The 20,901-nt window shown below is 67.6% G+C and carries 22 protein-coding genes; 7 read left to right on the forward strand and 15 right to left on the reverse strand.

The window, feature by feature from the left end; all coding sequences use genetic code 11:
• The first annotated feature begins 5 nt into the window (after positions 1-5).
• Both ASPHE3_RS04570 and ASPHE3_RS04575 read left to right on the forward strand, forming a co-directional pair.
• On the forward strand, positions 6-1,367 hold the full coding sequence (locus ASPHE3_RS04570) for an MFS transporter (RefSeq protein ID WP_013600059.1): 1,362 nt from the start codon (positions 6-8) through the stop codon (positions 1,365-1,367).
• A gap of 34 nt (positions 1,368-1,401) precedes the next feature.
• On the forward strand, positions 1,402-1,620 hold the full coding sequence (locus ASPHE3_RS04575) for a hypothetical protein (protein ID WP_013600060.1): 219 nt from the start codon (positions 1,402-1,404) through the stop codon (positions 1,618-1,620).
• On the opposite strand, the gene ASPHE3_RS04580 is transcribed toward ASPHE3_RS04575, so the two are convergent.
• The 13 genes from ASPHE3_RS04580 to ASPHE3_RS04640 all read right to left on the reverse strand — a co-directional run bounded on the left by ASPHE3_RS04580 (position 1,617) and on the right by ASPHE3_RS04640 (position 15,151).
• Positions 1,617-2,369, reverse strand: coding sequence for an ArsR/SmtB family transcription factor (locus ASPHE3_RS04580; RefSeq protein ID WP_041651976.1), 753 nt, complete (start codon positions 2,367-2,369; stop codon positions 1,617-1,619). The two genes, ASPHE3_RS04575 and ASPHE3_RS04580, sit on opposite strands and share 4 nt — an antisense overlap.
• A gap of 41 nt (positions 2,370-2,410) precedes the next feature.
• Positions 2,411-3,646, reverse strand: a complete 1,236-nt coding sequence (locus ASPHE3_RS04585; RefSeq protein ID WP_254362981.1) for a mechanosensitive ion channel family protein — start codon at positions 3,644-3,646, stop codon at positions 2,411-2,413.
• A 63-nt stretch (positions 3,647-3,709) separates the two neighbouring features.
• On the reverse strand, positions 3,710-4,783 hold the full coding sequence (locus ASPHE3_RS04590; RefSeq protein ID WP_013600063.1) for a glycerophosphodiester phosphodiesterase family protein: 1,074 nt from the start codon (positions 4,781-4,783) through the stop codon (positions 3,710-3,712).
• Between the two features lie 122 nt (positions 4,784-4,905).
• Positions 4,906-6,171, reverse strand: coding sequence for an MFS transporter (locus ASPHE3_RS04595; protein ID WP_013600064.1), 1,266 nt, complete (start codon positions 6,169-6,171; stop codon positions 4,906-4,908).
• A 202-nt stretch (positions 6,172-6,373) separates the two neighbouring features.
• Positions 6,374-6,562 (reverse strand): hypothetical protein, encoded by a 189-nt coding sequence (locus ASPHE3_RS04600; protein ID WP_013600065.1) that lies wholly within the window; start codon positions 6,560-6,562, stop codon positions 6,374-6,376.
• A gap of 49 nt (positions 6,563-6,611) precedes the next feature.
• Entirely contained in the window at positions 6,612-7,871 is a 1,260-nt protein-coding gene (locus ASPHE3_RS04605) for an AGE family epimerase/isomerase (protein WP_013600066.1), read from the reverse strand.
• 42 nt (positions 7,872-7,913) lie between these two features.
• Positions 7,914-8,657, reverse strand: a complete 744-nt coding sequence (locus tag ASPHE3_RS04610; protein ID WP_013600067.1) for a sulfite exporter TauE/SafE family protein — start codon at positions 8,655-8,657, stop codon at positions 7,914-7,916.
• Positions 8,658-10,097: an NAD-dependent succinate-semialdehyde dehydrogenase gene (locus tag ASPHE3_RS04615; RefSeq protein WP_013600068.1), complete on the reverse strand. Its 1,440-nt coding sequence runs from the start codon at positions 10,095-10,097 to the stop codon at positions 8,658-8,660. It abuts the gene before it with no gap.
• 73 nt (positions 10,098-10,170) lie between these two features.
• Positions 10,171-10,986, reverse strand: coding sequence for a carbohydrate ABC transporter permease (locus ASPHE3_RS04620; RefSeq protein WP_013600069.1), 816 nt, complete (start codon positions 10,984-10,986; stop codon positions 10,171-10,173).
• A 4-nt stretch (positions 10,987-10,990) separates the two neighbouring features.
• Entirely contained in the window at positions 10,991-11,953 is a 963-nt protein-coding gene (locus tag ASPHE3_RS04625; protein ID WP_013600070.1) for a carbohydrate ABC transporter permease, read from the reverse strand.
• Positions 11,950-13,236 (reverse strand): ABC transporter substrate-binding protein, encoded by a 1,287-nt coding sequence (locus tag ASPHE3_RS04630; protein WP_013600071.1) that lies wholly within the window; start codon positions 13,234-13,236, stop codon positions 11,950-11,952. The genes ASPHE3_RS04625 and ASPHE3_RS04630 overlap by 4 nt, the downstream gene beginning before the upstream one ends.
• Before the next feature lie 89 nt (positions 13,237-13,325).
• A complete protein-coding gene (locus ASPHE3_RS04635; RefSeq protein ID WP_013600072.1) occupies positions 13,326-14,210 on the reverse strand; it encodes an aldolase in 885 nt (294 codons plus the stop codon).
• A 41-nt stretch (positions 14,211-14,251) separates the two neighbouring features.
• Entirely contained in the window at positions 14,252-15,151 is a 900-nt protein-coding gene (locus ASPHE3_RS04640) for a carbohydrate kinase family protein (protein WP_013600073.1), read from the reverse strand.
• Between the two features lie 141 nt (positions 15,152-15,292).
• Between ASPHE3_RS04640 and ASPHE3_RS04645 the strand changes: the two genes are divergently transcribed.
• The 3 genes from ASPHE3_RS04645 (at position 15,293) to ASPHE3_RS04655 (ending at position 18,217) form a co-directional block, all read left to right on the forward strand.
• Positions 15,293-16,435, forward strand: a complete 1,143-nt coding sequence (locus tag ASPHE3_RS04645; protein WP_013600074.1) for a Gfo/Idh/MocA family protein — start codon at positions 15,293-15,295, stop codon at positions 16,433-16,435.
• A gap of 70 nt (positions 16,436-16,505) precedes the next feature.
• The gene (locus ASPHE3_RS04650) at positions 16,506-17,288 is read left to right on the forward strand and encodes a DeoR/GlpR family DNA-binding transcription regulator (protein WP_013600075.1); all 783 of its coding nucleotides are present in this window, start codon (positions 16,506-16,508) and stop codon (positions 17,286-17,288) included.
• Complete coding sequence (locus ASPHE3_RS04655; protein ID WP_013600076.1) at positions 17,285-18,217, forward strand: 2-hydroxyacid dehydrogenase; 933 nt, start codon at positions 17,285-17,287, stop codon at positions 18,215-18,217. The genes ASPHE3_RS04650 and ASPHE3_RS04655 overlap by 4 nt, the downstream gene beginning before the upstream one ends.
• Before the next feature lie 36 nt (positions 18,218-18,253).
• Here ASPHE3_RS04655 and ASPHE3_RS04660 read toward each other — a convergent pair whose 3' ends face one another.
• Both ASPHE3_RS04660 and ASPHE3_RS04665 read right to left on the reverse strand, forming a co-directional pair.
• Entirely contained in the window at positions 18,254-19,513 is a 1,260-nt protein-coding gene (locus tag ASPHE3_RS04660) for an MFS transporter (RefSeq protein ID WP_013600077.1), read from the reverse strand.
• Positions 19,510-19,968 (reverse strand): MarR family winged helix-turn-helix transcriptional regulator, encoded by a 459-nt coding sequence (locus tag ASPHE3_RS04665; RefSeq protein WP_013600078.1) that lies wholly within the window; start codon positions 19,966-19,968, stop codon positions 19,510-19,512. The genes ASPHE3_RS04660 and ASPHE3_RS04665 overlap by 4 nt, the downstream gene beginning before the upstream one ends.
• Positions 19,969-20,112: 144 nt before the next feature.
• On the opposite strand from ASPHE3_RS04665, the gene ASPHE3_RS04670 reads away from it, so the two are divergent.
• Positions 20,113-20,436, forward strand: coding sequence for a hypothetical protein (locus ASPHE3_RS04670; RefSeq protein ID WP_013600079.1), 324 nt, complete (start codon positions 20,113-20,115; stop codon positions 20,434-20,436).
• 107 nt (positions 20,437-20,543) lie between these two features.
• A complete protein-coding gene (locus tag ASPHE3_RS04675) occupies positions 20,544-20,888 on the forward strand; it encodes an iron chaperone (RefSeq protein ID WP_013600080.1) in 345 nt (114 codons plus the stop codon).
• Positions 20,889-20,901: the final 13 nt, after the last annotated feature.

Below are 20,901 nucleotides of genomic sequence, written 5' to 3' on the forward strand. Positions count from 1 at the left end.
TTTCCGTGAGCAACAAATCCCGGACTGCCCTGGCCATTGCCGGCCTCAGCCTGGGCACGGCGCTGAACCCCCTGAACTCCTCCATGATTGCCGTGGCACTGGTGGTGCTGCGCGCGGACTTTGGGCTCGACGTCGCTGCCGTCACCTGGGTGGTGACCTCGTTCTACCTTGCCTCGGCTGCCGGCCAGCCTGTGATGGGGAGGCTGGCGGACCGGTTCGGGCCCCGGCGGATGTTCATGCTCGGGATGGCGCTGGTGGCGGTTACCTGCGCCCTGGCACCGCTGGCGCCGAACTTCGCCCTGCTGTGCGTGGCCCGCGCGGTGATGGCGCTGGGCACCGCCACCGCCTACCCCAGCGCCGTGGTGATGGTGGGTGCCATCGCCCACCGGGCCAATCTGGATCCCGCCCGTCCACTCGGCAGGATCCAGATGGCCAACACCTCCGCCGCGGCCGTTGGACCCGTGGTGGGCGGCCTGCTGGTGAGCCTCGTGGGCTGGGAAGCGCTGTTCCTGGTCAACGTTCCGCTGACGCTGGCCGCGCTGCTGATTGTGCGGCAGGCTGCACCGGCGGACCGGGCCCGGGAGCGCGGCAGCGTGGCGGAGCTGCTCAGGGACTCGGACATCCCCGGCATCCTGGGCTTCGTGGCCGCGCTGCTGCTGGTGATGATGGCAGCGCTTAACGTTGCCCCCGGCTACCGCTGGTGGATGCTGGCTGCCGGAACTGCCATTGCGGCCGCGTTCGCATGGCGCGAGTTGCGCTTCAACCGCCCGTTCCTGGACCTGAGGCTGCTGGGACGCAACAAACCCCTGATGCTCATTTACCTGGCCTTCGCTGTGTTCAGCAGCGTCTACTACTTCGTCTTTTTCGGCCTTCCCCAGCTGCTGCAGGAGGCGGGCGGCTACGATCCGGGCATCGTGGGACTGCTGATGCTGCCGCTGGCGGGCCTGTCCGTCCTCGCCACGCCCTGGGCCGTCCGGGCGATGGGCGCCTTCGGCGTGCGGCGGGTGCTGCTGGCCGGCGTCGTTCTCCTTACTGTGGCGGCCGCCCTGATGTGGCTCCTGACCGGCACGCTGGTGATTCCGCTGGTGGTGGTGCTGACGGCACTCATGGGCGTGCCTTACGGGACCGTGGGGATCGCCACGAACCAGGGTATGTTCGTCTCCGTCCGGCCGCAGGAACGCGGCGTCGCGGCCGGCATCTACCAGACCTGCCGGTACGTTGGAGCCATCACGGCCACCGTGATGATCGGCGTGTTCGCCAGCGGCGGCGTGGACCAGGAAAGCTGGGCGCGGATGGTGCTGGCGATGCTGGTCCTGTGCGTGGTGACGCTCGGGGTAAGCCTGTTCTGGAGGCAGCGGAGCACCTGAGCCAGTTACCCCGGCACGGAGTTATCGTGGAGATATGGCTTCTCCAAAGGCGCAGCTGTATCTGGACATCACCGCCAAAGGCCTGTGCATCCTGGGTGCCGCGCTGATGATTTTTGGCCGGGGTGCGTGGTTCTACGTGGGCGTTGCCACCGTGGTCCTGGGCGTGCTGTTTATCGGCGGATCGCTGATGGCCACCAGCAAGCTTCGCGGACGCAGGTGGGACGGCACGCGCCGGCCGCCCCGTCCGCTCTAGCCGTACATCAGCGAGCCCGGCGTGGTGAGCTTCTCACCGGTCTCCAGCCAGGTCTTCAGGCCGGAGAGGATCATGGGCCAACCGCCGTAGAGCTGCTCGTTGGCTCCTTCCCGGAGGTCGCTGTGGGTGACGGTCAGGAGGCAGGAATCACCCACGGGCTCGATCTCCCAGGTCACCTTCGAGGTTCCCTCGGCCTTGACGTCCTCGCCCCACAGTGCGCGCATGGTCTGGACGAGCCGGCGCGGCGGGTCCACTTCCAGGTTCTCGCCCTCACCAAGCGGTCCGTCAGCCTTGGCGTTGTTCATCACGAAGCGTCCGCCCGGCGTCCAGTCCGACTCGATGGTGTTCCCGAACTGGTACTTGCTGCGGATCTCACTGTCCGTGATGGCTTCCCAGAGCCGTTCCGGCGTGGTCTTGATGTAGATTTCGAAGATTTTCTCCATGGGACTTTCCAATCTGGATTTGAGGTCGCTGAGGCCAGCGGCCCATGGTTCTGCATATTTGCTCACCCAGCGGTCGTGGACGAGCCGGATGGGCACCGGGTTCAGGAAATGCAGCTTTTCACGCCCCCGACGGCGGGCCACCACCAGTCCGGCTTCCTCCAGGATCCGGAGATGTTTCGCGATCCCGAACCGGCTCATCTCGAACCGGCTTTCGAGGGCGCGGAGCGTCTGTCCGTCCTGGCGGAACAGCTCGTCGAGCAGGTCCCTGCGGGTGGGGTCGGCGAGTGCCCTGAACACTGCGTCCATGGAACAAATAATAGGTGACCATATGGTCACCTATCAAGGGTCTAGTTACGGGACGCCAGCGTCTGGTCCCGGTCCTGGAATACCTCCTCGCCGGGTCCGGTGAAGGCGCGGGACCGCTGGACTGCTTCGATGGAGCCGGTGAACAACTGGGATTCATGCGGGTCGGCAGGCGTGCGGGCACCGGCGGCAGCGGGCGAACCCAGCCCGCGCAGCGGCTGCTGGCGGCGCGAGGAGGTGGCGCCGTCGGACGCTGCCTCGGTCCAGCGCTGCTGCGGAAGGGCCTGCGGATGGCCCTGTTGCAGGAAGGTGACCATGGCCTCGCGGATGAGGCAGCGCAGGTCGAACAGGGCGGCGCTGTCCGCGGCGCTCACCAGGATCCGGACCCGGACAAATCCGCCGGTGGCGTCCGTGATCTGCAGGATGCCCACGCGCTGGTCCCACAGCTCCGTCCCGGCCAGGACGGTGCGCAGCTCGGCGCGCATGTCCTCCACGGGCGCGCGCCAGTCGAGGTCGAACTCCACGGTGCCCATCACCTCGGACTGGCGGCGGGTCCAGTTCTCGAACGGCGTGGTGGTGAAGTAGGTGGACGGGAGGATGAGGCGGCGGTCGTCCCAAATGTGTACCACCACGTAGGTGAGCGTGATTTCCTCGATCCGGCCCCATTCCTTCTGGACCACCACCACGTCATCAACACGGATAGCGTCTGTGAACGCCAGTTGCATCCCCGCGAAGACGTTCACCAGGGATGTCTGGGCGGCGAGTCCGGCCACGATTGAGATCACGCCGGCGGAGGCCAGCAGCCCGGCGCCGAGGGCCTGGATGGCCGGGAAGGTCAGCATCACCGAGCCGGCGGCGAGCACCACCACCAGCGCAACACCGATCCGCCGGGCCAGGATCATCTGGGTGCGCAGCCGCCGGGCACGTCGGTTGTCCGCGACGTCCACGCTGTACCGGCCCAGCACCACAGCTTCGATGATCAGCAGCACCGCCACGGCCAGCCAGGCCAGGGAACCAATGAGGGCAATCAGCAGCAGATGGTCGACGCCGCCGTGCCAGTTTTCGCCAGCGGCCGTGAGTCCCAGCGCGGCCCGGACGCCGATCAGGCACAGCGCCAGGCGCAGCGGCTGGCGGGCGATTCGGGACGTGGCCTGCAGCTCCGGGCGCTTGCGGTTGAGGCGCAGGACGAGCTTGCGCAGCAGCCAGGACAGGACCAGGCCTGCGGCCACTGCCAGGGTGACGGCAATGAAGGGCATGGCGGGATTGAGTAGGTCTTGCATCCTTTAACCTCTACCAATGTTCGCCCCCGGGGCAGAAATCCGCCGTCGGGCACTATCCGGAAATTAGCCCTGCAGCGAGTAGGCCTTGGGCAGCTTCAGGCCGCGTTCCTCCATGACGGTGCGCAGGCGGGTGGGGTAGTCGGTGATGATGCCGTCCACGCCCAGGTCCATCAAACGCTCCATGTCCGCGGTGGTGTTCACGGTCCACGGTATGACGGGCAGTCCGAGTTCGTGGGCTTCGGCGATCATCTGCGGGCTGACGGAGCGGAACGTGGGGGAGACGACGTCGTACCCCTGTGCGGCTGCGGCCTTGGGCAGGGAGCCGTCATAGTCGTCGATGTCGATGCCGCCCAGGTTGCGGCTGGCGCCGGGCTGGCCCACGCCCATCCAGGCGTCGCCGCTGGAAAGCGCCACGAGCGGCAGCTCCGGGGCGAGTTGTTTGGTGAGGTTCAGGGAGGACCAGTCGAAGGACTGCAGGGTGGAGCGGTCGGCCATGCCGGAGGCCTGGATCTCGGCCACCACGGCGCGGGTGAGGGATTCCATCCCGGCGCCGCCGATCTGGCTGCTTTCCACCTTGGTCTCCACGTTGAAGCCCACCTTCGCGGCGCCGGTGTCGCGGACCAGCTGGTACACATCCTTGAGCTCGGCGATCCGGTTGCCCTCGATGACGTCCTGCTCCGGGTAGCCGGCAAGCTGGGTGTAGCCGCAGTCCAGGGTCTTGACCTGGGCAAGGGACAGCTCTGCCACCCGATCGCCCACGTACGGGAATTCGGGGTCGCCGGCCTTGGCGGGTGCGGTGTCCACGCACTTGGCGGCCTGGATAATGTCGTCATGCCAGACGATCACCTTGCCGTCCTCGGTCAGGTGGGTGTCCAGTTCCAGGGTGGTCACGCCGAGGGCCAGGGAGTTCGCAAACGCGGCCAGCGACTCCTCGGTCCACTCGCCGCGGCCGCCGCGGTGGCTCTGCAGGTCGAACGAGCCGTTGCGCTCGTTGACCTTCAGGGCGGAGGTGGCGGCACCGGCAGCGTTCGACGACGGCGTGGCGGATTCGTTTTCAGTGCTCGCGACGGCGGGGCCCGCCGAAGCGACCACGGCGAGAAGGGCGGCGGCTGCCGCGGACGTCAGGACTGTGCGCATGTGATGGTTCCTCCTGGATGACGGGGCCGGCTGTACCGCCGGTGACCCGTCAACGCTAGGCGGAACAGGTTGCCTGCCGGGTGCAGGAAGTTGGAGGGAAGGTTAACAGGGAAAGCTTGGCCCTAGGCAGGGTCCTCCACCTTTTCCGGCACGGGCAGCTCCGCCTGCCGCCCCACCGGACGCGGCTCCAGCCACACCCGCTCCCGCGGACCCGGCGGGTACGCGTGCCGCTTCCCGGTAAGGGTGATGATCCAGGCGGCCACCACCGGCAGCGCCGCGGCCACCGGAACCAGCATGGGGCCGCCCAGTACCAGCGCGGCCGAACCGTAGAGGGCGCCCACGGTGATGCCCAGCTGGATGGTAAGCACCGTGAGTCCGTTCGCGGCTTCCTGGTACTCACCGCCTGCCCGCAGGATGGCGGACTGGTTGTAGATGCCGATGGCGCCCAGCCCTGCACCCCAAACGGCCATGAGGACCAGCGCCACCACGAAGTTGCCCGCCGCAAGGGGTAGGAAGAACATGGACAGCGCGATCGCCGTCGTCGTTACAAGGAGCGAACGCCGCGGCCGGGAGTCCACGGTGAGGCCCGCGATCCAGATGCCCAGCAGGCCGGAGCCGCCCAGGACAGTCAGCGACAGGCTGATGGCGTATTCCGGGAAGCCGGCGTCGCGGATGAACGGGGCGATGTAGGTGAACAGTGCGAAGTGGGCCAGGACCAGCAGCGGCCAGGCGACAGCCACCGGCTTCACCCCCGGCTGGGCGATGGCCTTGCGCAGCGACGGGCGGACGGCGTCGGAAATGCGCTGGACCCGCGGCAGCAGGAAGAAGGCAAGGACCGTCAGGACCAGGCCGAACCCTGCCAGCACCAGGAACGCGGCCCGCCAGCCGAGGAAACCACCCAGCGCCGTGCCAACGGGGGCGCCGATGGCCAGGCCCAGGCTGTTGCCGCTGAAGACGATGGCCAGGGCCTTGCCCACCTTGTCCGCCGGAACCACCCTGGCGACGAACGGCGCCATGGTGGTCCACAGCAGGCCGTGGGCAAGGCCGCCCACCAGGCGGGCGATCATCGCGGCCGTGAAGTCCGGGGCGAGTCCCACCATGGCGTTGCTGGCGGCGAAAGTCAGGACGAGCCCCACCAGCAGAGCGTGCCGCGGGATCCTGCCCAGCAGCCGGGCCGCCGGGACCACCGTGACCACAATGACGGCGGCATAAGCTGCCGCCAGGTAGCCGGCCACCGGTTCGGACACGTCCAGGCCGCTGCTGATTTGCGGCAGCAGCCCGGACGGCAGGAGCTCGGTGGTGATGGCGGTAAAGGCAATGGTGGCCAGGACCACCATTGCGGCGTAGGGAAAACGGGCAGGCGCCGGCGCGGAAATCGCGGAAGACATGGGGGCGGGATCCATTCAAGGGAAGGTGTGGAACGCGGCGTTGCTGGCCGGACAAATTCCTCCATTAAATTTACAGGATCACGCCCCCTGCTCCATGCCTTCTCCGGCGAGTCGAACCGTGTCCGGGCCCACTCCGCCAGCCGCCAGCCGCCAGCCGCCGGACCCGGTCCGGAGCCGGCGGGGACGGCCCGCTGCCCGCGGGCTACCGGGAACCGAAGTCTGTGTCGGTGTAGGACCCCGGCCGGACGGACGGGCCGCCCTGGCAGGTGCAGGTGCCCTGCACGTCGATCCGCACGGCCACCGGTGCGCCGGCGTCGAGGCGCAGGTTCAACGGGTTGGCGTCCCCAGCGGTGATCTTGAGGACTGGTTTTTCGGAAGTAATGGCTGACATGGCTGTCCTTTCATGAAGGGGTTTAGGCGGGTTGCCTGGTGAAGTTGTTTTACTGGCCTGGCCGGCTTCCGCTGATCCGTGCGTCCAGCAGGCCTGCCGCGACTGCCGGAGCCAGCCCGGGCGCCAGCGGAAGCCGCGGGACCACCAGGCAGTGCCACAGGTGGTAAATGTCAGCCTTGCCGGACCATACGGTGGAGCTGACATTGCCGTTCTCGTCCAGTTCCTGCTTCCAGGAGCCGTGCTCGTAGTCGATGAACCAGTCGCGGGCGTGGTCCCAGATCCGCTCATACCAGTCGGCGTACTTCTGCTCGCCGGTGGCGATGTAGAGGGCGGCAGCACCTCCGATGGCCTCCGCAGGCACCCAGCGGATGCGGGTGGTGACAACCGGTTTGCCGTCCCAGTCGACGGTGTAGACAAAGCCTGGGTGGCCATCGGGCTCCCAGGCGTCGCGGATGGCCGCGTCGAACAGCCCGCGCGCGTCGTCCAGCAGCCAGCCCGGGACGTCCAGGCCGCGGGCCTCAAGCCCGGCGCGGAGGTGGAGGAGCAGGCGGGCCCACTCAACCCAGTGTCCGGGAGTTCCGCCGTAGGCGCGGAACTGGCTGGCCCGGTCATCGGTGTTGTACTCCGGCATCGGGTTCCACTCCGGGTCGAAGTGCTCGAAGACGCGGTAGTTGTTGTTGCGGGCGAAGTTGTGGATCAGCACCTCGGCGATGTGCAGGGCACGTTCCAGCCAGCGGTTCTCCCCGGTCACGTCGGCGACGATGAGGTAGGCCTCCACCGAGTGCATGCTGGCGTTGCCGCCGCGGTATGCCTCGGTTTCCGTGAACTCCCGGTTCCACGAGTCGAAGCACATGTTGGCCTCGTGGTCCCAGAACTTCGTGTCGGCGATCCGCAGCGCCTCGTCCAGCAGTTCGCGCGCTCCGGGACGCCCCGCGGCTACCGCACTGGCGGCGGCGAGGAGGACGAACGAGTGCTGGTAGCCGGACTTGGTGTCGTTCACAGGGCCGTTCTCGTCCACCTCCGCGTACCAGCCGCCGAACTCATCATCGTGGAGGGCCCCGTTGAGTGCCCCGATGCCGTGGTCCACCAGGAGCGCGGCACCCGGCCGTCCCATCAAAGCCGCAACGGAAAAACTGTGGACCATCCGGGCGGTGATCCAGAGATGGGTGGGCTTGTCGGCGAAAACCTTGCCGTAGTTGTCGAGCCAGCCGAATCCGGTAGGGACCTTGGCTGCCGCGGAGAAGTTGATCAGCCGGTCGGTTTCCGCCTCGAGCCAACGGGCATGTGCGGCACTGTTCAGCCACGTCATGGTAATTCCTCTTTCTGATGCAGGTGCAGGTGAAATTGTGGGTCAGCCGACAGCGCTGAGGACGCCGCGGATGATAGTGGCGGCCGCTCCCAGGTAGGCCAGGATAATCAGCAGGATCTGGGCGGCGCGGGCGGGGACGAACTTCGATGCGACGTCTCCCAGCACCAGCCCGGCCAGGCAGGCCACGGCGACGGCCGCCCACATGCCCCACGGCATCACAGGGAACGTCTCGGGTGCCGTAATGCCCTTGGAGATGAGCGAGAGTGCGCCGATGGTGAAAAAGTAGGGCTGCATGGTGGCCGCGAAGGACTTGTGCTGCCACCGGGTGGCGATGGAGTACATGCTGACCGCCGGGCCGCCCACTCCGGCCGCCGTGTTCATGAACCCGCTCAGGCCGCCGGCCGTGAAGAGATAGCGCCGGCGGGCTGGGAGGGTGGCGGACTTGAGGACCAGCAGGACGGTCAGTCCGGCGGCGAGGATCACTCCGATGGAGATCTCCAGGACCGCCGCCGGGATGAGGCGGATCAGGAACGCTGCGGGGATGATGCCAAGCAGGGCCGACGCCGAGAGCAGCAGGTACCGCTTCCAGTCGATGTCCCGGACCACCCGGAAGATGATGGCCCCCGCCGTCACGGCGCCGCACACGTTCACCAGCACCACGCCTTCCACCGGGCCCAGGAGCAGGACCAGGAAGGGGGCGGCCACCAGGGCGAAACCCATCCCGGTGATCCGCTGCATCCCCGCCCCCATCACTACGGCGCCCAGCACCAGCCCGGTGGTCAGCACCTAGGGCCTCCAGGCCACGTACTGGACCTCCTCGAATTCCTCGAGGCCAAGGCTTGAACCTTCCCGGCCCAGGCCGGACTGCTTGGCGCCGCCCATGGGTGCAAAGGCTACGGACGGCAGGGGATCGTTCACGCCCACGATGCCGGCTTCGAGCTGTTCCGGAATGTCCCAGCCGCGCTTCGGGCTGCCGCTCCAGACGTAGGCGGCAAGGCCCATCTCCGTGGCGTTGGCCTTCCGGATGGCTTCCTCCTCAGAGGAGAACGTGACGACGCCGGCTGCCGGGCCGAACACTTCCTCCGTCACCAGGGGTGCGTCATCGGGGACGTCCGCCAGCAGGGTGGGTGCCAGGAAGGAGCCCTGGCCGGGGACGTCGGTGCGCTGTGTGACGCGGCGGGCGCCCCGGTCAAGCGCGTCGTCGATCAGGGCCTGAACCGCTGACACCCGTTCCGCGTCGATGACGGGACCGAGGTCCGGAACCGGTGCGCCGCCGTCGGGAACGCCGTGGCCGATGCTCAGCGCGTCGAAGCGCGCGCCCAGCCTGGTGGCGAACTCCTCCGCGATGCTGTCCTGGACCAGGAAGCGGTTGGCCGCCACGCAGGACTGTCCGGTGTTGCGGAGCCGGCCGAGGACGGCGCCCTCCACGGCGGCATCCAGGTCCGCGTCCTCGAAGACGATGAAGGGCGCGTTGCCGCCCAGTTCCAGCAGCGGCCGCACGACGCGTTCGGAAGCGGAGGCCATGATCTGCCGGCCAACGCCCGTGGAGCCGGTGAAGCTGACGGCCCTGACCGCCGGGTGGGACATCAGGGCTGCGGTGATTTCCCGGGAGGGGCCGTGGACCAGGTTCACCACGCCGGCGGGGAAGCCGGCATCGTGCAGGACCTCGAACAGTCCGGTGGCAGCAAGCGGGGCCTTCTCAGACACCCGGCCCACCACGGTGCAGCCGGCGGCCAGCATCGCGGCGAGCTTCCGGGCCTGGATGGAAACCGGGAAGTTCCAGGGCGTGAGGCTGAGGGCCACGCCGATGGGCTTGCGCGTGCTGATGTGGCGGCGGCCGTGGAGTTCGGGCGGGCTGACGGTGCCCGTGGCGCGGCGCGCTTCCTCCGCGAACCAGCGGAAGTACTCGGCCGAGAAATCCACTTCCCCCTGTGCTTCGGGAAGCCGTTTGCCTGCCTCGAGCGCCAGGGTGTGGGCGAGCTCCTCGCGGCGTTCTGCCAGGAGGTCGGCGGCGTTGCGGAGCAAATCGGCCCGGTTGCGGACCGTGCTGCGCGACCAGGAACCGAAGGCCTGTGCCGCGGCGTCGGCGGCCTTGGTGGCATCGTCGCCGGTGCCCCAGGCCACCTCACCCACGGTGCTGCCGTTGCCGGGATCAGTCACGTCCTTGGCGGTTCCGGCGGCGTGCCAGGTGCCGTTGACAAGGTGCCGGGCTGATTTGAGGTTCATGAAGGGTGCCTTTCGTTGGGCTGGGAGGGGGTGGGCACGGCCGGGCGGGGGAGGGCCGCCGTCGTGATCATCCTCATCCCTTGCTGGCGCCTGCGGTGATGCCGGCCACGAAGTAGCGCTGCAGGAAGACGTAGGCAACCACCACGGGCAGGGAGGCCATGATGACGCCGGCGAAGAGCAGCGGGTAGTCGGTTTGGAACTCGCCCTGGAAGCTGAGCAGTGCCAGCGGCAGGGTGCGGTTGCCGGGAGACTGGATGAACAGCAGCGGGTACAGCAGTTCGTTCCAGTGGATGACGAAGAGGAAGATGGCGGCCGCGGCGATGGACGGCGCGGACAGCGGCAGGGCGATGGAAACGTAGGTCCGCCAGGGCCCCGTCCCGTCAATCGAGGATGCCTCGTAGAGTTCCTTGGGCAGGGTCCGCATGAACCCGCCCAGGATGAAGACGGCGATGGGCAGCGTGGACACGAGGTTCGCCACCACCAGGCCGGCCAGGCTGTCCAGCAGCCCCAGCCGTCCGAAGAGGACATACAGCGGCACCATGTTGGCCTGCGCCGGGATGGCCATACCCAGCACCAGGAAGCCGAAGATGGCCCAGGACATGAATCCACGGAGCCGGGACACGGCGTAGCCGGCAAGGCTGGCCAGGAACAGGGTGAGCGGCACCGAGATGGCGGTGACAATCACGCTGTTCATGAAGGACGAGCCAAGGTCCTGGCCGCCGATTACCTCGGCGTAGTTGGCGGGGGAGAGGGACTGCGGCAGGCTGAACGGGCCGGCGAACAGTTCCTGCGTGGACTTGAAGCTGCCGAACCCCACCACGGTCAGCGGAACGATGATGATGACCGCGTAGATCGCGAGGATTCCGCGGCGGGTTATTGACGCGAGCATGCTGTCATTCCCCCTTCGGGGTGAGGCGGAGCAGCCGGCGCTGCAGCCAGGTGACCAGGGCGATCATCGCCATGAAGATGATCGACTGGGCGGCGGCGTAGCCGAACTCCGAGTTGGCAAAGGTGCTGTAGATGCGGGTGGAGAGGATGTCCAGGGACTGCTTGGGCGGGTTGCCGGCGATGCCCAGGATCAGGTCGAAGGCCTTGAACGACTGCACCGTGGTGTAGGCCACCACTATGGACGTTGCCGGCGCGACGAACGGCCAGGTGATGGACTTGAACTGCTGCCACCTGTTGGCGCCGTCCATCTCCGCTGCCTCGTACAGTTCCCTGGGGATGGCCTGCAGGCCGGCGATGTACACCACCATCATCTGTCCGGCGTGGAACCACACCTGCGTCACGGCCACCCAGTACAGTGCCTGGGCGTTGTTTCCGAGATACGAGCCCTGGAGGGCATCCAGGCCGACGGTGTCCAGGACGGTGTTCGCCAGTCCGAAGTTGGGATCGTAGATGAACTTCCAGATGAAGGCCACGGACACCGAGGACAGGATGGTGGGGAAGAAGAACAGGGCCCGGAGCAGGACACTGCCCCGGGAGTTCTTGGTCAGCAGCAGCGCCAGGATCAGCGAGAACAGCGTCTGCGCGATCACCACCAGCAGCACGAACTTCAGGTTGTTGGTCAGGGCGTTGGTGAAGAGCGAGTCGCTGGTGAAGGCCCGGATGAAGTTGTCCAGGCCAACGTAGTTGAACGCCGCCGAGAACCCGTTCCAGTCCGTCACGGCGTACTGGAACGCCTGCAGGGTGGGCATCACCAGGAAGAAGGCGATGACGGCAACTGCGGGGAGCGGGAAGAGGTACAGTGCCGGATTCACCCGGGTGGGCGAGCGGCGGCGCTTTTTCGCGGAGTCAGTTTCCGTCTGGCTGTCCGGCGCCTTCCGCGTGGGCGCCGTCCCCGGATGGATGCTCATAGCCGTTCGTCAACAATCTTCTGGGCGGCCTCTGCTGCCTGCTCCGGGCTGGTGCCGGAGATGACGGCGGTGGCGCTGGCTTCCACGGCGTTGCGGACGTCCAGGTTCATGAACTGGAACCGTGCCGCCAGGGCCGTCTTCTTATCCAGCCACGGGCTCAACCGCTTGAGGTCCGGGTTGGTGTAGTCCACGTCCTTCACGGCAACGTGCTGCGCTGTCTGGTTGGCGTAGTAGGCGGCGTTCTCCGGCTCGGACAGGAAGTCGATCCACGCGGCTGCCGCGGCCTGGTTCTTGCTGGCGGAGTTCACGCCCAGGATGAACGTGGCGTTGTAGACGCCCTCGTACTTTCCGTTGCCGTCCGAGGTGTTGGGGAACACCAGCTCGATGGGGAACTGGGCGCCCAGGCCCCGCACTGCGGCGATGTGGTACGAGCCGGTGGCCAGCATGGCGGCCTGGCCCTGCGAGAACAGGTTCTGCGCAGGTTCCACGGCCGTGCCGGTGGCGTTGGGCTGCAGGTACGGGACCATGTCCTTGTACTGGTTGAGCATCTTGATGAACCAGTCGTCGGTGACCTTCAGCTTGCCCTGTTCAATCTGGGCGCACATGTCGTCCACGGGCGCGTTGTTGGCGATCATGCAGTTGAACAGCTGCCCGCCGTTGCCAACGTCGCCGCCGGGCCAGGAGAGGGGGATGACTCCCGAGGAGGCGAGCTTTTCGCACATGGCCAGGAAGGAGTCCCAGTCCTTGGGTGCAAGCTCGGCGCCGGCCTTGTCGAAGAGGTCCACGTTGGCCATGGGCATGGGGAACACCACCTGGTACGGCAGGCCCAGCTGGCTCTCCCCGGACTTGCCGGCCGAGAGCAGGCCGTCCTGGTAGTTGCCTACAGCCTTGCTGTCCTTGAGTTCGGTGTAGATGCCGGCGTCGGTGAAGTTCTTGAACTGGGCGCCGCGGAAGGTGGCAAACGCGTCACCGATGGACCCGCCGCGCAGTTTCTGCAGGGCCTGCGCGTTGTAGTCGTTGGAGGTGGAAATGTCCTGGGCAACCTCCACGCCGTCGTGCATCGCGGCGAAGCGCTTGATCAGTTCGTCGAACACCGCCTTGTCCTCGCCGCGCCAGTGGGCAAAGGACACCTTGCCGGTGACGGCTCCGGTGGACGGTGCGGCAGGGCCCGTGGCGCCGCCGGGAGCGGTGGAACCGCCTGGCCCGGCACATGCTGCCGCGGTGGCTCCGAAGCCCAGGGCCCCCAGGATTGCGATGGCCTGCCTGCGTGAAATCTGACTCACAATAATCTCCTCGTTGAGTGTTTGCTGTGCCTTGTTACTGACTGCGGAAAGGGGATGCCACGGCCCAGCGGCTGTGGCTCCCGGGAGTGTTACGCGTTGGTCCGTTGGGCGGAGACGACGTCGTCCACAACGGCGCAGAGGCGCTGCAGCCGCCGGACGGCATCAGTGGAAAGGGATTCGACGACGTCGGGCGCACCGATGCAGGAGGCCCAGACGGCGCGGCCGGAGAGGAAGCCGCTGGCGCCTTCCAGGCAGGCCCACCGCACGGCGTCGGGGAAGACGTCCTCGGGGACGCCGGAGGAGAGGACCACCCAGGGCCCGTCAATGGCGCTGGTCAGTTCGGCGCAGGCGGCGCGGACCTCGGCTTCGGGGGCCTGGCCCTTGAACGGGACCTCGGCCTTGTAGAGGTCTGCGCCCAGGCTGCCGAGCTCCTTGGCGGCTGCCAGGATGCCGGCGTTCCAGTCAAAGTCGCCGCCGGCCAGGGGCTTGCGGGAGACGGGTTCGATGATGCTGATCAGCCCGGCGGACCGGCAGCTGTCCACGAATTCGCGGACCATCTCCACCCGGCCTTCGGCTGGCTCGTCCGGGCGGTACAGGACCAGGAGCTTCAGGGCCTTCACGCCCAGTGCCTTGTATTTGTGGGGGTCCACCAGGCGGTCGATGGTCACCTCACCCACCAGCTCGCCGTGGGCGGGCTCGAAGTGGTCCGCGGAGGCGATCAGCCCGCAGCCGGGGTCCACCACGCCGGCCTCGATGGCCTGGTCCAGGGCGAACTGGCGGTCGATGAGGATGCCGGAGGCGTACGGGGTGAGGATCCGGGCGGCCTCCAGCTTGAAGTTGCGGAGGTCATCGTCGGTGACGGGCTGGTCCGTGTGCTCGGCGAACATGTTGCGCATGGCTTCGCGCTGGTCCACGGCGAGCATCGCGAACGCACCGGACGGACGCTGGAGGGCGGAGAGGTCTGTGGGGCTCATGGGCTGCTTCTTTCAGCTGGGCGGTTTGGTGTGCAGGTTCGTTAGGTAAGGGCAGGCGTGATGGCCTGGTGCGGGATGGCGGAGCGGCCGTCCAGGCCTTCGCAGGAGGCGGAGGCGGTACGGCCGGCGAAGGCGGCGGCTTCCACGAGGGGGAGGCCGGCTGCGACGGCGGCGAGGATGGCGCCGTGGTACACGTCGCCGGCGCCGAGGGTGGAGACGATGGTGGCGGGTGTTGCCGGGACGTGCACGGCATCGGCAGCGCCGTCCTTGACCCAGGCACCGTCGGAGCCGGCGGTGGCGACGACGGCGGAGGCGCCGTCGTCGACTGCTTTCTGCAGCAGCGCCGCGGGGGAGAGGTCCGCGCCGTACTCGGCGCGGAGCCGTTCGATGGTGGGCACGTAGAGGGCGATTCCCCGGGGGTTGAAGGCGGGGATGGGGTTGCCGGCGTCCACGCTGATGTTCAGCGTGGACGGGTTGAAGTCCGGGAGGGACGCAACGGCGTTCCAGCCCAGATGGTCCACATGGACCCAGGATGCGGCCGCCAGCAGTTCATGGAAGCGGCTGCCGGCGGGAAAGCTGACCGGCGGGACAGGGCGGGTGACAATGGCCCGGCTTTCCGATGCCTTGCTGACCACGATCACGCTGGCGCCGGTTTTGACGCCGGCGTCCCGGACCACCGCGGACGTATCCACGCCCTCGGCCTGCAGGCCGCTGATGATGCGGTCGCCTTCCTCGTCGGTGCCAAGGACACCTGCGAAGGCGGTGCTGGCTCCTGCCCGCGCTGCTGCCACGGCCGCCGTAGCTGCAGGGCCGCCGCCCGCCGTCGCGAAGTCCGAGGCGACGGTGCGGCTGTCCGCGGCGGGGTAGTCCTGGACCAGGGCGATGGCGTCAAGGGTGGCGCAGCCTACGAAGAGCAGGGTTCCAGATGACGGTTGGTGCACGTTCCACCTCGTTGTAGTAGCGGCTGGTACTGAAGAAATATACACACGCTATGTTGGAATAACAACACTTTCTGTATAGTTCTGTTTGGGATGCAACGCCACAGTCCCCCCACCACTCAACGTAGAGAAACGGAGCAGCTCATGTCATTGCCTTCTGCGGAACCGGTCCGGACGATTCGTTACGGCCTCATCGGGGCCGGCCACATGGCCCGCGAACACGTCCGCAACCTCGCCCTGATCCCCGGAAGCCGGATCACCGCAGTGTCCGATCCCACGCCGTCGTCCTTGGCGGAAACGGTGGAGGAGATCGGCTACGAGGTGCAGACCTTTTCCTCCCACCAGGAGCTGCTGGCCGCCGGCCTGGTGGATGCGCTGGTGATTGCCAGCCCCAACGACACGCATCTGGGCATCCTGAAGGACATCTTCGCCAGCGGGACCAACCTCCCCGTGCTGGTGGAGAAGCCTGTGTGCACCACCGCCGAGCAGGCGGACGAGCTCGAAGCCTTGGCTGCCGATTACCCGGCGCCGGTCTGGGTGGCCATGGAGTACCGCTACATGCCCCCGGTGCAGGAGGTCATCCAGGCCGCGCACAACGGCAAGCTGGGCAACATCTACATGCTGTCCATCGTGGAGCACCGCTTCCCGTTCCTGCACAAAGTGGATGCCTGGAACCGCTTCGCGGAGCGCACCGGTGGCACCCTGGTTGAAAAGTGCTGCCACTTCTTCGACCTGATGCGGCTGATCCTGCAGGACGAGCCGGTCCGGGTGTACGCCAGCGGCGGCCACGACGTTAACCACATGGATGAGGTGTACGACGGCCGGGTCTCGGACATGATCGACAACGCCTATGTGATCGTGGACTTCAAGGGCGGCCGCCGGGCCATGCTGGAGCTGTCCATGTTCGCCGAAGGGTCCAAGTTCCAGGAGCGGATCTCCATCGTTGGTGACGCCGCCAAGATCGAGACCCTTATTCCGGTTGCTGCCAACCACTGGATTCCCGGTGACGAAGCCGAGGCCACGGTGGAGTTCAGCCCGCGCTCGCCGCTGGGGCCGGAGAAGCATGAAGTTCCGGTGGACGAGGCAGTGCTTGCCGCCGGCGCCCACCACGGCTCCACCTACTACGAGCACCTGGGGTACCGGAAGGCCATCCTGGGCGAAGGGCCGGTGGAGGTGACCGTTGCGGACGGACTGCAGTCGGTCAGGATGGGCCTCGCGGCCGAGCGTTCCATTGTTGAAGGACGCCCCGTGGAGCTTACGAATGCCGGTGCCGGGGTACGTCACTAGGTAAGTTGGTGTTGGAATAGCAACATTGCGTCGGGCTCGTATACGGCGGGTGGGGCAGAAAGTAGGGGATATGAGCACCGCACGGGAAGAGGCGCCGCTGACGCCGCGCCAGCGCACCATACTGGACGAGCTGGGCCGGCGCGGGTTCATTTCCACCACCGACCTGGCGGAAACCTTCGCCGTCTCGGACATGACGGTGCGCCGGGACACCCGGGTGCTGTCCAAGCTGGGACTGGTCCGGGTGGTCCACGGCGGGGTGAGCGCCATCCAGGGGCACGGGCAGAATGCGGACTTCGCGGCCCGTGTCCGGGAGGACGCGGACGGCAAGCTGCGGGTGGCGCGCGCCTGCGTGTCAATGATCGGGGAGCGGGACGCCATCATCCTGGACGCCGGGACCACCACGTACCAGATCGCCCAGGAGCTGCCCTCCACCTTTACGGGCACCATCATTACGCATTCGGCTCCGGCCATCCAGCGCTGCCTGCAGCTCACGGCTGCCCGCACCATCTGCCTGGGCGGTGAGCTGCTGCTGGACAGCCAGGCGTTCAACGGCCCCATGACGGTGACCGCCGCCGCCGGCCTGCGGGCCAAGACGGCGTTCATCGGCGTGAGCGGCATCCACGACGAGGCGTATTACATTGAGCGGGACGTGGAGCGTGCCACTAAGATCGCCCTCATGAACTCTGCGGAACAGGTGGTGGTGGTGGCAACCCACCAGAAGATGCTGCGGTATGCGCTGGCCCGGCTGGCGGCCTTTGACGCTGTGGACGTCCTGGTGACGGACGCGCCCCCGCCCCGGGAAATCGAGACCGCCCTGCGCGCCGCCGACGTGAAGCTCGTGGTGGCCGCGTGAGCGCCCCGCTGCGGGTGTCGTTGCCCGACCAGAAGCTGGTGGACGCGCTGGAGCCGGCTGCCGGCGTCGAGTTTTTCGTCTGGGACTTTTCCGGACCGGCTCCCGCTGACCGCCTGGACATGGTGGTGCCGCCGTACATGCAGGGGCCTGAGGTGCTGGCGGCGCTGGAGTCCGTGGACATCGGCCTCATCCAGAGCCAGTCCATCGGGTACGACGGCGTCGAGGACGTGCTGCCCGCAGGCTGCGTTTTCGCCAATGCGGCGGGGGTCCATGAGACGTCGACGGCGGAGCTCGCCCTGGGCATGATGATCGCCAGCCAGCGCGGCATGGCCGACTTCGCCCGCAACCAGGCCAGCGGCATATGGGACAACAGCCAGCGGCCCAGCCTGGCTGACCGGCGCGTGCTGCTGGTGGGCTACGGCGGAGTGGGCAAGGCCATCGAAGCCCGGCTGCTTCCGTTCGAGACGCAGGTGACCCGGATGGCCAGCCGTGAACGCGAGGACGCCGGCGGCAGGATTTACGGGATCGACGCACTGTATGAGCAGCTGCCGCTGCATGACATCGTGGTGGTCAGCGTGCCGCTCAGCGAACAGACCCGGCAGCTGGTGGACGCGAAGTTCCTGGCCGCGATGCCGGACGGGGCGCTGCTGGTGAACGTTGCCCGCGGCCCCGTGGCGGACACGGACGCGCTGCTGGCGGAGGCGTCGTCGGGCCGTTTGCGTGCCGCCCTGGACGTCACCGATCCGGAACCGCTGCCGGCGGACCATCCGCTGTGGACCACCCCCGGCGTGCTCATCACTCCGCACGTGGGCGGGGCCAGTTCGGCCATGTTCCCGCGGATGGTCCGGCTGATCCGGAAGCAGATCGGGCTGATGCTGGAAGGCAAGGAGCCGGTGAACGTTGTGCTGGGCGGCCCGTCCCGGGGTTAGGTTCCGCTGCTTGGGAAAGTTACCGGGCGCCCGCTGCTAGATTGCCGGTTCGCGCCGGCGCCGGAAGACCATCCGGAGGTGGTCCCGGAAGCGGAGGCTGTTCCGCCTGCTGACCACGATGACCGCGGCCAGGGCGGCCAGCAGGACTACTGCGCCGCCGGCAGCCACGGACCAGCGCGCCCCGAACTCGGACCCGATCCACCCCATGAGCGGCGCCCCCACAGCCGTTCCGCCTTGGAGGACGGCCAGGTAGAGGGCCAGGACGCGTCCGCGGAACTGGGGTTCCACGGATAGCTGGATGCTGGTGTTGCAGCTGTTCAGGAAGGTGATGGATGCCAGGCCCACCGGGATCAGGACGGCCGCGTACAGCCAGAACGACGGCGATACGGCGCCAAGGAGCGTAAAGGCACCGAGTCCCAGTGCCCCGCCGAGCAGGAACCGCAGCCGCGGACCGGCCCGGCGCGCGGCGAGCAGTGCGCCTGCCAGGGTGCCTACCGCCATGATGGAGCCGAGGAGCCCGAATTCACCGGGGCCCACCCCGAACTCCGTGGTGGCCATCAGCGCGTTGACTATGGGGAAGTTCATGCCGAACGCGCCCAGGATCCCCACCAGGACCATGATCAGCATCAGGTCCGGCCTGTTGCGCACGTACCGCACGCCTTCAGCCACCTGGTGCTTACCCCTGCTGGCCGCTGCCGCCGGGGCGAGTTCGGAGGTGCGGATCTGGAACAGCGAGATGATCACCGCGGCGAAGCTGGCGGCGTTCAGCAGGAAGACCGGGCCCGTGCCCACCCAGGCGATCAGCACGCCGGCGATGGCGGGGCCCGTCAGCCGGGCGGTGTTAAAGGAGGCCGAGTTGAGGGCCACCGCGTTGGAGATGTTCTCCTGCCCCACCAGCTCCGAGACGAAGGCCTGGCGGGAGGGGGCGTCGATGGCGCTCGCGATGCCCAGGCAGAGGGCCGCAGCGTAGGCGTGCCAGAGCTGGGCGGTGCCGGTCACCACCAGGAGTCCCAGGGCAAGGCCGGTCAGGCCCATGGCCACCTGCGTCCACAGCAGGATCACGCGTTTCCGGTACCGGTCCGCGAGCACCCCGCCATACGGTCCCAGGAGCAGCATGGGAAGGAACTGCAGCCCGGTGGTGATGCCCACCGCCGCCCCCGAGTAGTTGGTAAGGACGGTCAGGACCAGCCAGTCCTGCGCCACCCGCTGCATCCAGGTACCGATGTTGGACACCAGGGCGCCGCTGGCCCAGATCCGGTAGTTGCGGTTTTCCAGGGCCCGGAACATGGCGCTCATTTGCCGCTCATCTCCTGCATGATGTGCGCGGCCCGGCTCAGGATCTGCCGGTCCTCCTCGCTTAGTCCGGCCACCCGCTGCGCCAGCCACGCCGTGCGCTGGTTCCGCGCTTCGGCCAGGACGGCCCGGCCGGCGTCGGTAATCTCCACGCGGACCTGGCGGCCGTCGTCGGGGTTCGCCGCCCTGGAAACGAAGCCCTGGTCGGCGAGGGCATTGACGATCCGGGTCATGGAGGGGGCCTGCACGTGCTCGCTGTCAGCGAGGGCGCGGAGGGTGCTGGGGCCGTTGCCGTTCAGGAGGGCCAGGACGGTGTACTGGCCGGGGGTGATGATCTCGCCGGTGGCCTCCACGCGGAGCCGGCGCGAGGTGCGCATCACGGCGGTGCGGAGGTCGATGGCCAGGCTGTCCGCATCGGCTGGCTCCGCAAGGGTGTTTTCGCTGTTGGTTGTGGTCACGCTGTTGTTGCGCCTCCCAAAAATGCTTAGCAGTGCTAATTAGTCTTGCTAATAAGTATGCTCCTGAAGGCGTAAGGGCGGCAAGGGCCCTAAACCTCTTCGCTGGGGCTGTCGCCTGGCGCCGGCCGCTCCTATCGTGGACCCATGGCTGATACTTTTGCGTCCCTGGTTGAGACATTCAAGAACATCGGCGTCTCCAGGGCCTATGGTTCCCCGGTCCAGCTGGGAGGCGAAGAGCTCATTCCCGTGGCCTTGGTGTCCTTCGGCTTAGGCGGCGGCAGCGAGGCCGGGCAGGACGGTGCCTCCGGCGGCGGGGGAGGCGGCATGGTGGTACCGCTCGGCGTCTACCGCAAAGTGGGCGGGCAGGTGGCCTTCCGGCCCAATACAGTGGTGACCCTGGTGTGCCTGGTGCCGCTGATTTCCGCGGCCGGCGCCGCGGTCCGGAAGGCGATCCGGGCCGCCAAGTGACGCGCGCCGCCGAGTCCTGACCCAACGCCGTCCGCCCTTCCGGAAGGGTCGACGGCGACGCCAGCCGCCCGCCGTCGTCGTGCCTTCCCGGGGTCTACACTGGGCGCATGGGTGCCGTTGACGATTCCCTCGCCGCCATGTCGGAGCCGGACCGAAGCTCCCTGCAGCGCGTCATCAGCATTGCGCGGGGCATCGCCCCGGACGCCGAGGAAGGGATGAGTTACGGGATCCCGGCCCTGAGGCTGGACGGCAAACCCCTGATCGGGGTGGCGGCCGCGGCCAAGCACCTGTCCATTTTTCCGTTCTCGCCAGAGGTGGTGGACGCCGTCGCCCCAAGGCTCGAAGGCTATTCCCTGTCCAAGGGCACCGTCCGGTTCACGCCGGGCCATCCCATTCCCGACGAGGTGGTGGCCGAGATGGTCCGGCTGCGCATGGCGGAAATCCGGAAGTAGCGGTCAGGACTGC

The sequence above is a fragment of the Pseudarthrobacter phenanthrenivorans Sphe3 genome, assembly GCF_000189535.1.
GTDB lineage: Bacteria > Actinomycetota > Actinomycetes > Actinomycetales > Micrococcaceae > Arthrobacter > Arthrobacter phenanthrenivorans.